Below are 15028 nucleotides of genomic sequence, written 5' to 3'. Positions count from 1 at the left end.
CCTGTAGGAGTGAGCCTGCTCGCGATAGCGATCTGTCAGTCGACATCATTGGTGAATGTCAGTGCGCTATCGCGAGCAGGCTCACTCCTACAGGGGCTCTGCGGTGTGTGCGGGATCAGCGATAACTGATCCCGCATCCGTTTAAGCGTAGCTTTCGATCGATGGGCAGGCGCACACCAGGTTGCGGTCGCCGAACACGTTGTCGACGCGACCGACCGGCGGCCAGTATTTGCCTTCGATCAACGAGGCCACCGGGTACACGGCTTGCTCGCGGCTGTACGGGTGAGTCCACTCGCCAACCAGCTCTGCTGCGGTGTGCGGGGCGTTCTTCAGTGGGTTATCGTTTTTGTCCAGCGTGCCGTTTTCCACTGCGCGGATTTCTTCGCGGATGCGGATCATGGCGTCGCAGAAGCGGTCCAGTTCTTCTTTGGATTCGCTTTCGGTCGGCTCGATCATCAACGTGCCGGCCACCGGGAACGACATGGTCGGGGCGTGGAAGCCGAAGTCGATCAGGCGCTTGGCGACGTCATCGACGCTGATACCGCTGCTGTCTTTCAACGGACGCAGATCGAGAATGCACTCGTGCGCCACCAGACCATTGCTGCCCGAGTAGAGCACCGGGTAATGTTCTTCGAGGCGACGGGCGATGTAGTTGGCGTTGAGGATCGCCAGTTGCGAAGCGCGCTTGAGACCGGCGCCGCCCATCATGCGGATGTACATCCAGGTGATCGGCAGAATGCTCGCGCTGCCGAACGGCGCCGCGCAGACTGCGCCTTCCTTGCGCTCCATCTGGCCATGGCCGGGCAGGAACGGGGTCAGGTGCGACTTGACGCCAATCGGGCCGACGCCCGGGCCGCCACCGCCGTGCGGAATGCAGAAGGTCTTGTGCAGGTTCAGGTGCGATACGTCGCCGCCGAATTTGCCCGGTGCGCAGAGGCCGACCATCGCGTTCATGTTGGCGCCGTCGATGTACACCTGGCCGCCGTTGTCGTGAATGATCGCGCAGATTTCGCGGATGCCTTCTTCGAACACGCCGTGGGTCGACGGGTAGGTGATCATCAGCGCGGCGAGGTGTTCGCGGTGCTCGATGGCTTTGGCACGCAGGTCTTCGATGTCGACGTTGCCGCGCGCATCGCACGCGGTAACGACCACGCGCATGCCGGCCATTTGTGCCGTGGCCGGGTTGGTACCGTGGGCGGACGACGGAATCAGGCAGATGTCACGGCGCTCGTCGCCACGGCTCTGGTGATAAGCACGGATCGCCAGCAGGCCAGCGTATTCACCTTGCGAACCGGCGTTCGGTTGCAGCGAGATCGAGTCGTAACCGGTGGCGGCGCAGAGCATCGCTTCCAGTTCATCGGTCAGTTGCTGATAGCCGGCGCTTTGTGCGGCCGGAGCGAACGGGTGCAGGGCACCGAATTCGGCCCAGGTCACCGGGATCATTTCGCTGGCGGCGTTGAGCTTCATGGTGCACGAGCCCAGCGGGATCATGGTGCGGTCCAGCGCCAGGTCCTTGTCCGCCAGCTTGCGCAGGTAGCGCATCAACTCGGTTTCCGAGTGATAGCGGTTGAACACCGGGTGACTGAGGATCGGCGACTGGCGTACCAGCGAGGCCGGGATGGTGCTTTCTACCATGGCTGCGAGGGCGGCGAAATCCGGCAGGGTCTTGCCGTCGGCGAACAGGCTCCACAGGGCTTCGATGTCAGCCTGAGTGGTGGTTTCGTCGACCGACAGGCCCAGCCGCTCAGCGTCAATCACGCGCAGGTTGATCTGTGCGCCATGGGCCTTGTTGTGCAGTGCAGCAGTGTGTGCGCCGGTGGCCACGGTCAGCGTGTCGAAGAAGTTGGCTTGTTCGACTTTGGCGCCCAGCGCGGTCAGGCCCTTGGCCAGGATCGCGGTCAGGTGATGCACGCGGTTGGCGATCTGCGTCAGGCCTTTCGGGCCGTGGTAGACGGCGTACATGCTGGCGATGTTGGCCAGCAGCACCTGCGCGGTGCAGATGTTCGACGTGGCCTTCTCGCGGCGGATGTGTTGCTCGCGGGTCTGCATCGCCAGACGCAGCGCCGGCTTGCCGAAACGGTCGACCGAGACACCGACCAGACGGCCCGGCATGTCGCGCTTGAACGCATCTTTAGTCGAAAAGTAAGCCGCGTGCGGACCACCGAAGCCCAGCGGCACGCCAAAGCGCTGCGCCGAACCGATGGCCACGTCAGCGCCGAACTCGCCCGGTGCGGTGAGCAGGGTCAGGGCCAGCAGGTCAGCGGCCACGGCCACCAGAGCATTGGCGGCGTGGAAGCGTTCGGTCAGTTCGCGGTAATCAAACAGGTCGCCGTTGCTCGCCGGGTATTGCAGCAGCGCGCCAAAGAACGGCGTGACGTCAGTCAGTTCGCGCTCATCGCCCACGACCACGTCAATGCCCAGCGGCTCGGCACGGGTGCGCAGCACGTCGAGGGTTTGCGGGTGGCTGTGGATCGAGGCGAAGAACTGGTGGCTGCCCTTGTTCTTGCTCAGGCGTTTGCAGAAGGTCATGGCCTCGGCAGCGGCGGTGGCTTCGTCGAGCAAGGATGCGTTGGCGATCGGCAGGCCGGTGAGGTCGCTGATCAGGGTCTGGAAATTCAACAGCGCTTCGAGACGGCCCTGGGAAATTTCTGGCTGGTAAGGCGTGTACGCGGTGTACCAGGCCGGGTTTTCCAGCAGGTTGCGCAGGATCGGCGATGGCGTGTGGCAGTTGTAGTAGCCCTGGCCGATGTAGGTTTTGAACAGCTGGTTTTTGCCGGCGATGGCTTTGATCATCGCCAGGGCGTCGGCCTCGCTGAGGCCGTCGTCCATGCCGAGGACGCTGGTGCCCTTGATGCTTTCCGGGATGACATTGGCGCTCAGTGCTTCGAGCGAGTCGAAGCCGAGGCTGTTGAGCATGGCTTGCTCGTCACCGGCGCGCGGGCCGATGTGGCGGGCAATGAATTCGTTGGCGGTGCCGAGGTTGACTTGGGTCATGGCGTTTACTCCTCAGGCTTCGGCTTGGGCTTTGATCAGACGGTCATACGCGTCCTGATCGAGCAGTTTAGCGACTGCCGAAGCGTCGCTTGGCTGGAAGCGGAAGAACCAGCCTTCGCCCAGCGGATCTTCGTTGACCAGTTCCGGGGCGTCTTGCAGCGCCGGATTGACTTCCCGCACGTCACCGTCGAGGGGCATGTATACGCCGCTCGCGGCTTTGACAGATTCCACGGTGGCGGCTTCGGCGCCTTTTTCGTAGGGCTGCAATTCAGGCAGTTGCACGAATACCACGTCGCCCAGGGCGTTCTGCGCAAACGCGGTAATGCCGACAGTAACGCTGCCGTCGGCTTCGGTGCGCAGCCATTCGTGATCTTCAGTAAAACGCAACTCGCTCATGGAAACTCCTCAGGGGCCAGACTCGTCTGGTGGACGCGGTGGAAAGCGTGGGCGCAAAGGCCCTTATTTATGAGGATTGATTAGCAAGAACGCGGCCAAGGTTAATTTTTCTTTTTTAATCAATGAGTTAGCGACTCTGCTGAGCTTCGACAGATTGAGCAGTGTAGTGAAATCGCTACAGCTCGGTGCGACGAAAAAAGCTGAACGGGATCAACGCCTTGCACGGCGGTGATCAGAGGAGGGTGTAGCGATATCGTTCCGCTGTAGCGCTTTCAGTACAGATGGAGGTCGTTTTCAAGATCGCCACGGTCCCCTGTAGGAGTGAGCCTGCTCGCGATAGCGATTTCAAATTCACCACTGTGGGCGATGTGACCGCTATCGCGAGCAGGCTCACTCCTACAGTGGGGCGGTGGTGTGATCAGGGTTTGTTGGGAATGCCGTATTTGCGCAGGCGATGGGCGATGGCGGTATGCGAGGTTTGCAGACGGCTCGCCAACTGGCGGGTCGAGGGATAGCTGACGTAGAGCTTTTCCAGCAGCTCTCTTTCGAACGATTCGACGGCTTGTTCGAGGCTGTCGACATCGCTGTCGGTCTGGCGTGCGACGGAGGTGCCGGCGATGTCGAGGTCGCCGATATCCACCAGGCTGCTTTCGCAAATCGCCGCCGCACGGAAGATCACGTTCTGCAATTGCCGCACGTTGCCCGGCCAGCGATTGCCGAGCAGCGCCGGATAAGTGCCCGGGGCCAGACGACAGACCGGGCGCTGAATTTGCGCGCAGGCCTGCTGCATGAAGTAGCGCGCCAGCAACAGAATGTCCTGGCCGCGTTCGCGCAGCGGCGGGACTTCGACATTGAGCACGTTGAGGCGGTAGAACAGGTCTTCGCGGAACAAGCCTTCGCTGACCATTTTTTCCAGGTCGCGGTGGGTCGCGCTGAGGATGCGCACATTGACCTTCACCTCGCGATCACCCCCCACGCGGCGGAAGCTGCCGTCGTTCAAGAAGCGCAGCAGTTTGGCCTGCAAGTACGGCGACATCTCGCCGATCTCATCGAGAAACACCGTGCCCTGGTTGGCCAGTTCCATCAGACCTGGCTTGCCGCCGCGCGCCGCGCCGGTGAAAGCGCCGGGGGCGTAGCCGAACAGTTCGCTCTCGGCCAGATTCTCTGGCAGCGCCGCGCAGTTGAGGGCGAGAAATGGCGCACTGTGGCGGGCGCTGATCGCGTGGCAGGCGCGGGCAACCAACTCCTTGCCGGTGCCGGTTTCGCCCTGAATCAACAACGGCGCATCGAGGGCCGCGACCCGTTGAGCGCGGGCCTTGAGGGTGCGGATGGCCGGGGATTCGCCAAGCAGCGCGTCGAAGCCTTCGGCATGGTCGTGGTGCAGCGCCGAGAGTTGTTCGCCGATGCGGTTTGGTTGATACAGGGTCAGCAGGGCGCCGGCGTCAGTTATCGGCGTGGCGTCGAGCAACAGGGTCTGGCCGTTGACGGTGATCTCGCGCAGCGGCAGGCGGAAGCCGTTTTCGAGCAGGGTGTCGAGCAGGCCGGGATCGTTGAACAGCGCCGAGACGCTTTCTCCGGCGGGTTCGCGGCCGTATAACGCAATCAACGCCGGGTTGGCCAGCAGCACTTTGCCGGCGCTGTCGAGGGCCAGCACCGGGTCGGTCATCGCCGCGAGCAAGGCGTCGAGTTGCAAGTGCCGACGCTGGCCGGGAAGGATATCGACCACGGTCACCGCTTCAACGCCGAGTACCCGAAACAGCGCATCCTTGAGTTCTTCGAGCACTTGCGGGCTCAGGGTCGGCGCGTCGATGTAGACGTTCGGCGGGATCATCTCCACCGCATCCAGATTGAGATTGCGTCCACCGAGAATAGCCAGGACTTCCTGGGTGATGCCGACGCGGTCGATGAAGCTGACGTGGATACGCATGGGGCGGTTCAGTGTTCTGCAGTGCGGAGGGAGGCAAGTATGCCTTGGGGCGGGCTAATGGTGAAATATGTGTCCCCGCTGATCGTTCCCACGCTCTGCGTGGGAATGCCGCCACGGACGCTCCGCGTCTGCTGTGACGCGGAGCGTCACGGGATGCATTCCCACGCAGAGCGTGGGAACGATCATTGTGGTGGATTCGTGGTTATTCGAAATGCTCAAGATTGACCGGATCCCCGGATTGCATGTTCAACTTTTCACGAATGTCTTCAAACATCAGATCGTAGTGCTTGTGCACCGAGCCGATCTGGCTGTGGGCCTTCGGAATCCCGTATTTCTCGGCAATCCTCGTCACGTCGCGGGCGAAGTTGTAGGCCTCTTCCTTGGGCAGGAAAAACGTCTCCTTCATGTCCTTGCCCTGCATGCTGCCGTGCAGGGTGAACTGAATCCCTTTGCCTTTCTGCGGATCGGTGAACACTTCATAGTCCAGGTGCACGTTGTAATTGACGTCATCGTCCGTCAACGCGTGCCGCTCGATGTGCAAATGACCAGGTTCAAATTGGGCCATTGAGGTACTCCTTTCAAGGCATGTGAGAGAGGCAGGCCTTCAGCCTGCCCCGGTCATTATTGTTATCGGTAGCTGATACCCGGTTTCGCCGTGCTGACCCGCGTACCGGCGGTGCCCTGCACGATGGCTTCGATATCGGCCAGCGAACCGATCACCGCGACCTTGCCAGTATGGCGGGCGAATTCGCAGGCTGCCTGCACCTTCGGTCCCATGGACCCGGCGGCGAAGCCGAGACGTTCGAGTTCGTCCGGGTGGGCTTCGGCGATGGCTTTTTGGGTTGGCTTGCCGTAGTCGATGAACGCGGCGTTGACGTCGGTAGCGATCACCAGCAAGTCGGCTTCCAGTTGCTCGGCGAGCAGCGAGGAGCACAGGTCCTTGTCGATCACCGCTTCGATGCCTTTGAGGTTGCGGTTCTCGTCATACATCGTCGGGATACCGCCGCCACCGGCGCAGATAACGATGCTGCCTTTGTCCAGCAGCCACTTGATCGGGCGGATTTCAAAGATGCGTTTTGGCCGTGGGCTGGCGACTACACGGCGAAACTTGTCGCCGTCCGGGGCAATCGCCCAGCCTTTCTCTGCCGCAAGTTTTTCCGCTTCGGCCTTGTCGTAGACCGGGCCGATCGGTTTGGTCGGGTTCTTGAAGGCCGGGTCGTTGGCATCGACTTCGACCTGGGTGAGCAAAGTGGCGAATGGCACTTCGAAGTCGAGCAGGTTGCCCAGTTCCTGTTCGATGATGTAGCCGATCATGCCTTCGGTTTCGGCGCCGAGCACGTCCAGCGGGTAAGGGCTGACGGAGGTATAAGCCGCCGCTTGCAGCGACAGCAGGCCGACTTGCGGGCCATTGCCGTGGGCGATGACCAGTTGGTTGCCGGGGTGGATCTTGGCGATTTGCTCGGTGGCGATGCGGATGTTGGCGCGCTGGTTGTCAGCGGTCATCGGCTCACCACGGCGGAGCAGGGCGTTACCGCCCAGGGCTACGACGATACGCATGGTGCATGTCCTTTTCGTATTGATCGTTCCCACGCTCTGCGTGGGAATGCCGCCACGGACGCTCCGCGTCCGCTGTGACGCAGAGCGTCACGGGATGCATTCCCACGCGGGAGCGTGGGAACGATCATCTTCAACCAGTTAGAGATCAGCCAGGGTCGAGACCAGAATCGCCTTGATCGTGTGCATGCGGTTTTCCGCTTGCTCGAAGGCGATGCAGGCCGGCGACTCGAATACGTCGTCGGTCACTTCGATGCCGTTTTTCAGGTGCGGGTACTGTTCGGCGATCTGTTTGCCGACTTTGGTATCGCTGTTGTGAAACGCCGGCAGGCAGTGCATGAACTTGGTGCGCGGGTTGCCGGTGGCTTTCATCAGCTCGGCGTTGACCTGATATGGCAGCAGTTGCTGGATGCGCTCGGCCCAGGCTTCAACCGGCTCGCCCATCGATACCCAGACGTCGGTGTGAATGAAATCGACGCCCTTGACCGCCGCTTTCGGGTCTTCGGTCAAGGTGATGCGCGCGCCGCTTTCTTCAGCGTACTGGTGGCAACGCGCAACCAGATCGTCCAGCGGCCACAGCGCTTTCGGCGCGCAGATGCGCACGTCCATGCCCAGCTTGGCGCCGATCAGCAGCAGCGAGTTGCCCATGTTGTTGCGCGCATCGCCGAGGTAGGCGTAGCTGATCTCATGGATCGGCTTGTCGGCGTGTTCACGCATGGTCAGCACGTCGGCGATCATTTGCGTCGGATGATATTCATCGGTCAGGCCGTTGAACACCGGCACCCCGGCGAACTTGGCCAGCTCTTCGACGATTTCCTGTTTGAAGCCTCGGTACTCGATGGCGTCGTACATGCGACCGAGCACGCGAGCGGTGTCCTTCATGCTTTCCTTGTGGCCGATCTGCGAGGAATTCGGGTCGATGTAGGTAACGTTGGCGCCTTGATCGTAGGCCGCCACTTCGAATGCACAACGGGTGCGGGTCGAGGTTTTTTCGAAGATCAGGGCGATGTTGTTGCCCTTCAGATGTTGTTGCTCGGTGCCGGTGTATTTCGCGCGTTTCAGATCGCGGGACAGGTCGAGCAGGTAACGCAGCTCACGTGGGGTGTGGTGTTCCAGGCTCAGCAGGTTACGGTTGTGAATGTTAAAAGCCATGATGGATCTCCTTCGGTGTCGGTTATCCCCCCGGCGGCACTGGGTAAGTGCCGGCCAGGGCTCAGAGGTTAGTAATCAATCGGGTCGCGGATGATCGGGCAGGTCATGCAGTGGCCGCCGCCACGGCCGCGCCCGAGTTCGCCGGCGCTGATGGTGATGACTTCCACGCCGGCCTTGCGCAGCAGCGTGTTGGTGTAAGTGTTGCGGTCGTAGCCGATGACCACGCCCGGCTCCACGGCCACCACGTTGTTGCCGTCGTCCCATTGCTCGCGTTCGGCGGCGAAGCTGTTGCCGCCGGTCTCGACCACGCGCAGCTTGGGCAGGTTGAGCGCCGCGGCAACGGTGTCGAGGAAGCTGCCTTCTTCACGGCGGATGTCGATGCCGCCCTGTTTGCTTTCGTCAGGGCGCAGGGTGAAGGCGACGATCTGGTTGACCACTTCCGGGAAAATCGTCACCAGATCGCGGTCGCAGAAACTGAACACGGTGTCCAGGTGCATCGCCGCGCGGGATTTCGGCAGGCCGGCGACGATGACTTTTTCCACGGCCTTGTTTTTGAACAGGTTCAGCGCCAATTGGCCGATGGCCTGACGCGACGAACGTTCGCCCATGCCGATCAACACCACGCCGTTGCCGATCGGCATGACGTCGCCGCCTTCGAGGGTCGAGCTGCCGTGATCCTTGTCCGGATCGCCGTACCAGATTTCGAAATCGGCGTTGGTGAATTGCGGATGGAATTTGTAGATCGCGGTGGTCAGCAAGGTCTCCTGACGACGCGCCGGCCAGTACATTGGATTCAGCGTCACGCCACCGTAGATCCAGCAGGTGGTGTCGCGGGTGAACTGGGTGTTGGGCAGCGGCGGCAATATGAAGCTGGAGTGGCCGAGGAAGTCGCGGAACATCTGGATGGTCTTGCCACCGAAGCTGTCCGGCAGATCGTCGGCGGAAACCCCACCAATCAGGAATTCGGCGATGTGCCGTGGCTCCAGGCTTTGCAGCCAGGATTTCACTTCATTGATCAGGCCCAGGCCCACCGAGTCGGCGGTGACCTTGCGCTCAAGGATCCAGTCCAGTGCTTCGGGGATGGCGACAATGTCGGTCAGCAGGTTGTGCATTTCCAGCACGTCGATGCCGCGCTCGCGCATTTTGGTGACGAAGTCGAAGTGGTCGCGCTTGGCCTGCGCCACCCACAGCACGTCGTCGAACAGCAGCTCATCGCAGTTGTTCGGGGTCAGCCGCTGATGGGCCAGACCTGGGGAGCAAACCATGACTTTACGCAGTTTCCCGGCTTCGGAGTGGACGCCGTACTTCACTTTTTCCGTGGTCATTTCTGTGTTCCTCCAGATGACAAATCAATCAGGGGTTACAGCGTCAGGAAGCCATCGTAGAGACCGTAGGCCGCCACCACGGCGCCTATGACCACTGCGGCGAAAATCAGCTTCTCGACGTTGGTGAATATCGGTTGCTTGAGTTCCAGCTTGGCCTTGGCGAACAGGATCGCGCCGGGCGCATAGAGCAGGGCCGACAGCAGCAGGTACTTGACCCCGCCGGCGTACAACAACCACACCGCATAGATCAGGGCGATACCGCCGATGATCAGATCCTTGCGCCGTTCGGCGGCGAAACCTGCGTAGCTCTCACCCCGTACCGCGAGCAGCAGGGCATACGCCGCCGACCACAGGTAAGGCACCAGAATCATCGAGGTGGCGAGGTAGATCAGCGACAGGTAAGTGCTGGCCGAGAACAGCGTGATGATGAGGAAAATCTGCACCATCGCGTTGGTCAGCCACAGGGCGTTGACCGGCACGTGGTTGGCGTTTTCCTTGCGCAGAAACTCCGGCATGGTGTGGTCCTTGGCAGCGGCGAACATGATCTCCGCACACAGCAGCACCCACGACAGCAGCGCCCCCAGCAAGGATATGATCAGACCGACGCTGATCAGCACCGCGCCCCAGTGACCGACCACGTGTTCAAGCACCGCGGCCATCGACGGGTTCTGCAGTTTCGCCAGTTCCGGTTGGGTCATGATGCCCAGCGACAGCACGTTGACCAGCACCAGAAACAGCAGCACGGTGATGAAGCCGATCACGGTGGCCTTGCCGACGTCCGAGCGTTTTTCGGCGCGGGCCGAGAAAATGCTCGCGCCCTCGATACCGATGAACACCCACACGGTGACCAGCATCATGTTGCGTACCTGATTCATCACGCTGCCCAGATCGGGGTTTTTAACGCCCCAGATGTCGGCGGTGAAGATGTCCAGTTTGAACGCGAAGACGGCGATCAACACGAACAGCAGCAGCGGCACGACCTTGGCGACGGTGGTCACCAGGTTGATGAACGCCGCTTCCTTGATCCCGCGCAGCACCAGAAAGTGCACGCCCCACAGCAGCACCGACGCGCCGATCACCGCCGCCGGCGTGTTGCCTTCACCAAATATCGGGAAGAAATAGCCGAGGGTGCTGAACAGCAAAACGAAGTAGCCAACGTTGCCCAGCCAGGCGCTGATCCAGTAACCCCAGGCGGACGAGAAGCCCATGTAGTCGCCGAAACCGGCCTTGGCATAGGCGTAGACACCGCCGTCCAGGTCAGGCTTGCGATTGGCGAGGGTCTGAAAGACAAAAGCGAGGGTGAGCATGCCGACAGCGGTGATGGCCCAGCCGATCAGCACGGCACCGACGTCGGCGCTGGCGGCCATGTTTTGTGGCAACGAAAATATCCCGCCGCCGATCATTGAACCGACTACCAGTGCGACTAGTGCACCGAGTCTTAGTTTTCCGGGCGCTTCAGACATTTGCATAACTCCATTGCAGGAAAGGAGAGCTCACAGCCTAGTACTGTTGTCTGTTCGAATAGCTGACATGGATCAGTGCATGGTCACATTCCATTGTTAATGAATGACTTATGAACCCGTTGCAGGCATAAGACGGTCGTCTGGAAGGCCCGTGCCAGAGGCGTTCCGCTTACGTAATCGGGAATGGCTGTTAATGCTTTCGAACTATGACGCTAGTTGCTTTTCAGCGTTTGGCAAATGTCCGTCATCTGTTTTCAGTACAGAATTGATTAATCAGGATCAGCGCACAAAACTGACTGGATGTGCTACGCGTTATCGTCATCCGCTATATATAAGCGCGCGAAAAAGGGCATTACCTGATAAACGTCATCTACGCTCAGGGTTTTAGTCCGTCGTTGTTACAAATAAACATCAGCGGTTCTTTCGAGGAGATTTGCATGTCGCAACCGACGCAGAAGCTGCGCCTTGGCGCGTTGATCGCTCTGGTGGTGGGGTCGATGATTGGCGGAGGTATTTTCTCGCTGCCGCAGAACATGGCGGCGCGCGCTGATGCCGGGGCGATCCTGATCGGTTGGGGCATCACCGCGATCGGCATGCTGACCCTGGCATTCGTCTTCCAGACCCTGGCCAATCGCAAACCGGAACTCGACTCAGGCGTCTATGCCTACGCCAAGGCCGGGTTCGGCGACTACATGGGTTTCTCCTCCGCCTGGGGTTACTGGATCAGCGCCTGGCTGGGCAACGTCGGCTATTTCGTCTTGCTGTTCAGCACCCTCGGCTATTTTTTTCCAGTGTTCGGCCAGGGCAACACGCCGATTGCCATTGGCTGCGCCTCGGTGCTGCTGTGGGCGGTGCATTTTCTGGTGATGCGCGGGATCAAGGAGGCGGCGCTGATCAATCAGCTGACCACCGTCGCCAAAGTTGTGCCGTTGATCATGTTCATTGTCATTGCCGCGGTGGCGTTCAAGGCTGACATTTTTACTCGCGACATCTGGGGCACCAGTAACCCGCAGTTCGGCGGGGTGATGGACCAGGTGCGCAACATGATGCTGGTCACTGTGTTCGTGTTCATCGGCATCGAGGGCGCCAGCGTGTATTCGGCGCGAGCGGAGAAACGCAGCGATGTCGGCCGCGCCACGGTGATTGGCTTTATCGGGGTGCTGGCGCTGCTGGTGCTGGTCAATGTGCTGTCGCTGGGGATCATGAGTCAGCCGGAACTGGCCAATCTGCAGAACCCGTCGCTGGCGGCGGTGCTTGAGCACATTGTCGGGCCGTGGGGCGCGTTGCTGATCAGCGTGGGGCTGGCGATTTCGCTGCTCGGTGCGTTGTTGTCGTGGGCCTTGCTGTGTGCGGAAATTCTCTTCGCCACGGCCAAGGACAAGACCATGCCGGCGTTCCTGAAGAAGGAAAACAACAACCACGTGCCGGTCAACGCGTTGTGGCTGACCAACGCGATGATTCAGATTTTCCTGTTGATCACGCTGTTCTCGGCGGGCACCTACACCAGCCTGATTTACCTGGCCTCGTCGATGATTCTGGTGCCCTACCTGTGGTCGGCGGCGTACGCGGTGCTGTTGAGCGGACGCGGCGAAACCTACGAGCACGCCTCGGCCGAACGTACCAAGGATCTGCTGATTGGCGGCATCGCGCTGGTTTACGCGGTGTGGCTGTTGTACGCCGGTGGGGTGAAATACTTGCTGCTGTCGGCGTTGCTGTACGCGCCGGGGGTGATTCTGTTTGCCAAGGCCAAGCATGAACAGGGGCAACCGGTTTTTACCACGGTGGAGAAGGGGATTTTTGCTTGCGTGGTGATCGGGGCGGGGCTGGCGGCTTATGGGTTGTATAGCGGGGTGTTGAGTTTGTAGGCGGGTTTGCTTTGGCAGGTCCGGCCTCTTCGCGAGCAGGCTCACTCCTACATTTGGAGCGCGTACCCCTGTAGGAGTGAGCCTGCTCGCGATAGCGATTTCAAATTCACCACTGTGGGCGATGTGACCCCAGTTCAGCGGCCGGCAAATCCCATCGCAACACCGTCCCGCTGATCTGCACCGGCATGCGCAACCTCCGCGCCGGGCCCCACGCGGTGTGCTCGATCAGCGAATCCTGATCCTGCGCCTCTTCGCCACGCAACGGTTCAGGCGTCCCCGGCCCATGCTCGATCAACAACTTCGCCGTGCGCGCCAACGACAACCGCGCCGACCCCCCGCGACCGTTTGCAAAGCGCTCCGTCAGCAACTTGAGTGCACTTGCCGCCATCAGATACCCGGTCGCGTGGTCCAGCGCCTGCACCGGCAACGGTGTTGGCTTATCGCTATGCTTCCAATGCTGGCCGGCCTCGGCGATGCCGCTGCTCATCTGTACCAGACTGTCGAAGCCCCGGCGGTTCTGCCACGGGCCGTTCCAGCCGTAGGCGTTGAGGCAGACATCGATCAGACCCGGTGCCAGTTGCTGGCGGCGCTCAACACCAAAACCGAGATGTTCCAGAGCATCGGCGCGGTAGCCATGCAGCAAAATATCGGCGTCTTTCAATAAACCTTCGAACACGGCTCGATCCGCAGGTACTTGCAGATCCAGCCGCGCACAGCGTTTGCCGACGGTCATTTCCGGGACGACGCCGGGCTCGTTCCAGCTCGGCGGATCGATGCGCAGCACGTCGGCGCCCAGCCCTGCAAGAAAGCGGCTGGCGGTGGGCCCAGCGAGTACGCGGGTCAGGTCCAGCACCTTGATCCCGGCCAGAGGTCGTTCGATCGAACCGCGCCACGCGGCGCGCGTCTCGTTCGGCTGCTCGATGAAGTGCACCAGCGGTTCGGCATTCACCGCCAGCCCCTGCGGATGTTGCTGCCACTGCGCCCAGCTGCGCATTTCGGCGGCGCAGCCCTTGGCCTCGACCACCGCTTGCTCCAGATCCTTGCTCGCCCATTGCGCCACTTTCGTCGCCATTGCCGCACGGTCGGCACAGGCACCGAGCACGCGTTCAGCGGCGGCGCGATGATGTGGCGCGTTGGTGTGCAGGCGGATCCAGCCGTCGCGGGTGGCGTAGTCGCCGGCGATGGCGTCCCACAGCGGCGGCACTTGCCAGCCGATCGGGCGAAGCGAGGTGGAGAACCAGAACGAGGCCAGCCGCCGGTCGACTTCCACGCTCGGCAAGTGGCCGACCTGCTGATGAAGCAGTTCGCTGACGGCTTGCCCGGCAGCGGCAATACTCGCGCAAGCCAGTTCGGTGACGGCGAGGGCCGAGGGCAGGGCGCCGTGACCGTTGAAAGGAATTGGCGTGCGCGACAAGCCGAGTGCGGCTTGAATGGACGTGAGCAGATCAGACATCGAAGGCCCTCCGGAGCGAGAGGGCGATGATAGTGCAAAAAAAACCGGTCTGGATGAAATTGGATCGTTCCCACGCTCCGCGTGGGAATGCCGCCCGGGACGCTCTGCGTCCCAATCGAAAGCTGGAACGCGGAGCGTCCCTTGATGCATTCCCACGCGGAGCGTGGGAACGATCGGTAGGTGGGGTAGCGACTAGACGCGGAACTGATCCATCAGTTTCATCTGCTGGCTCGCCAGGCTGTTGAGCTGGCTGCTGATCGCCGCCGATTCGGTGGCCTGCCCGGTCAGGGTTTCGGTGACGGTACGAATCGCCGAGACGTTGCGATTGACCTCTTCAGCCACTGCGCTTTGCTGTTCAGCCGCGCTGGCAATTTGCAGGTTCATGTCGCTGATCACCGTTACCGCATCGCTGATCTTGCCCAGCGCATCGACGGCGTGGCGGATCTGTCCGGCGTTGTTGTGCGCCTGGGTCTGACTCGAATGCATGGTCGCGACCACGCCACGGGTGCCGGTCTGGATGCGTTCGATCACCAGACGAATCTCCTCTACCGAATCCTGCGTGCGCTTGGCCAGATTACGCACTTCGTCCGCCACCACCGCAAACCCTCGGCCGCTCTCACCGGCACGGGCGGCTTCGATGGCGGCGTTGAGGGCGAGCAGGTTGGTTTGCTCGGCGATGCTGCGGATCACTTCCAGCACCGAGCCGATCTGCTCGCTGTTGACCGCCAGCGCTTCGACTTCAGTCACCGCTTTGCTGACTTCGTCGGCCAGTTGATTGATGTCGCGGGTACTGCGCTCGATGATCGCCATACCGTCCTTGGCCGATTGATCGGCGCCTTTCGCCGCATTGGCGGCGTTCGAGGCGCTGTTGGCGACATCGTGAGCAGTGGCGCTCATTT

The 15028-nt window shown here is 61.2% G+C and carries 10 protein-coding genes and 1 pseudogene; 1 reads left to right on the top strand and 10 read right to left on the bottom strand.

The features are described 5' to 3' along the window. Positions 1 to 141 precede the first annotated feature (141 nt). From gcvP to arcD (HU739_RS22595), 8 genes are all read right to left on the bottom strand, one after another. Entirely contained in the window at positions 142 to 2994 is a 2853-nt protein-coding gene (gene gcvP, locus HU739_RS22630) for an aminomethyl-transferring glycine dehydrogenase (RefSeq protein ID WP_186550578.1), read from the bottom strand. Positions 2995 to 3006: 12 nt separating this feature from the next. Beyond that, a complete protein-coding gene (gene gcvH / locus HU739_RS22625; protein ID WP_186550580.1) occupies positions 3007 to 3390 on the bottom strand; it encodes a glycine cleavage system protein GcvH in 384 nt (127 codons plus the stop codon). A gap of 418 nt (positions 3391 to 3808) precedes the next feature. After that, positions 3809 to 5317 (bottom strand): sigma-54-dependent transcriptional regulator, encoded by a 1509-nt coding sequence (locus HU739_RS22620; RefSeq protein ID WP_186547182.1) that lies wholly within the window; start codon positions 5315 to 5317, stop codon positions 3809 to 3811. 202 nt (positions 5318 to 5519) lie between these two features. After that, positions 5520 to 5882 (bottom strand): DUF5064 family protein, encoded by a 363-nt coding sequence (locus HU739_RS22615; protein WP_186547183.1) that lies wholly within the window; start codon positions 5880 to 5882, stop codon positions 5520 to 5522. Positions 5883 to 5944: 62 nt separating this feature from the next. After that, complete coding sequence (arcC, locus tag HU739_RS22610) at positions 5945 to 6874, bottom strand: carbamate kinase (RefSeq protein ID WP_186547184.1); 930 nt, start codon at positions 6872 to 6874, stop codon at positions 5945 to 5947. 138 nt (positions 6875 to 7012) lie between these two features. Next, on the bottom strand, positions 7013 to 8023 hold the full coding sequence (locus HU739_RS22605) for an ornithine carbamoyltransferase (RefSeq protein ID WP_186547185.1): 1011 nt from the start codon (positions 8021 to 8023) through the stop codon (positions 7013 to 7015). 68 nt (positions 8024 to 8091) lie between these two features. Next, on the bottom strand, positions 8092 to 9348 hold the full coding sequence (gene arcA / locus HU739_RS22600) for an arginine deiminase (RefSeq protein ID WP_186547186.1): 1257 nt from the start codon (positions 9346 to 9348) through the stop codon (positions 8092 to 8094). A gap of 35 nt (positions 9349 to 9383) precedes the next feature. Continuing rightward, positions 9384 to 10811 (bottom strand): arginine-ornithine antiporter, encoded by a 1428-nt coding sequence (gene arcD, locus HU739_RS22595; protein ID WP_186547187.1) that lies wholly within the window; start codon positions 10809 to 10811, stop codon positions 9384 to 9386. A 437-nt stretch (positions 10812 to 11248) separates the two neighbouring features. Here arcD (HU739_RS22595) and arcD (HU739_RS22590) point away from each other — a divergent pair, with 437 nt between their 5' ends. Next, a complete protein-coding gene (gene arcD, locus HU739_RS22590) occupies positions 11249 to 12676 on the top strand; it encodes an arginine-ornithine antiporter (protein ID WP_186547188.1) in 1428 nt (475 codons plus the stop codon). 106 nt (positions 12677 to 12782) lie between these two features. On the opposite strand, the gene HU739_RS22585 is transcribed toward arcD (HU739_RS22590), so the two are convergent. Continuing rightward, on the bottom strand, positions 12783 to 14129 hold the full coding sequence (locus tag HU739_RS22585; RefSeq protein ID WP_186550582.1) for a CoA transferase: 1347 nt from the start codon (positions 14127 to 14129) through the stop codon (positions 12783 to 12785). Positions 14130 to 14321: 192 nt separating this feature from the next. Then, a pseudogene (locus HU739_RS27120) lies at positions 14322 to 14849 on the bottom strand (methyl-accepting chemotaxis protein); the annotation flags it as partial. Positions 14850 to 15028: the final 179 nt, after the last annotated feature.

The sequence above is a fragment of the Pseudomonas hamedanensis genome (assembly GCF_014268595.2).
Lineage (GTDB): Bacteria > Pseudomonadota > Gammaproteobacteria > Pseudomonadales > Pseudomonadaceae > Aquipseudomonas > Aquipseudomonas hamedanensis.
Note: the sequence above shows the minus strand (reverse complement) of the source record. Positions and strands in the feature narration are given on the sequence as shown.

Excerpts from the sequence above, each read along its gene's own strand:
- gcvP (WP_186550578.1), bottom strand. The coding sequence starts at position 2,994 with ATGACCCAAGTCAACCTCGGCACCGCCAACGAATTCATTGCCCGCCAC.
- gcvH (WP_186550580.1), bottom strand. The coding sequence starts at position 3,390 with ATGAGCGAGTTGCGTTTTACTGAAGATCACGAATGGCTGCGCACCGAA.
- HU739_RS22620 (WP_186547182.1), bottom strand. The coding sequence starts at position 5,317 with ATGCGTATCCACGTCAGCTTCATCGACCGCGTCGGCATCACCCAGGAA.
- HU739_RS22615 (WP_186547183.1), bottom strand. The coding sequence starts at position 5,882 with ATGGCCCAATTTGAACCTGGTCATTTGCACATCGAGCGGCACGCGTTG.
- arcC (WP_186547184.1), bottom strand. The coding sequence starts at position 6,874 with ATGCGTATCGTCGTAGCCCTGGGCGGTAACGCCCTGCTCCGCCGTGGT.
- HU739_RS22605 (WP_186547185.1), bottom strand. The coding sequence starts at position 8,023 with ATGGCTTTTAACATTCACAACCGTAACCTGCTGAGCCTGGAACACCAC.
- arcA (WP_186547186.1), bottom strand. The coding sequence starts at position 9,348 with ATGACCACGGAAAAAGTGAAGTACGGCGTCCACTCCGAAGCCGGGAAA.
- arcD (WP_186547187.1), bottom strand. The coding sequence starts at position 10,811 with ATGTCTGAAGCGCCCGGAAAACTAAGACTCGGTGCACTAGTCGCACTG.
- arcD (WP_186547188.1), top strand. The coding sequence starts at position 11,249 with ATGTCGCAACCGACGCAGAAGCTGCGCCTTGGCGCGTTGATCGCTCTG.
- HU739_RS22585 (WP_186550582.1), bottom strand. The coding sequence starts at position 14,129 with ATGTCTGATCTGCTCACGTCCATTCAAGCCGCACTCGGCTTGTCGCGC.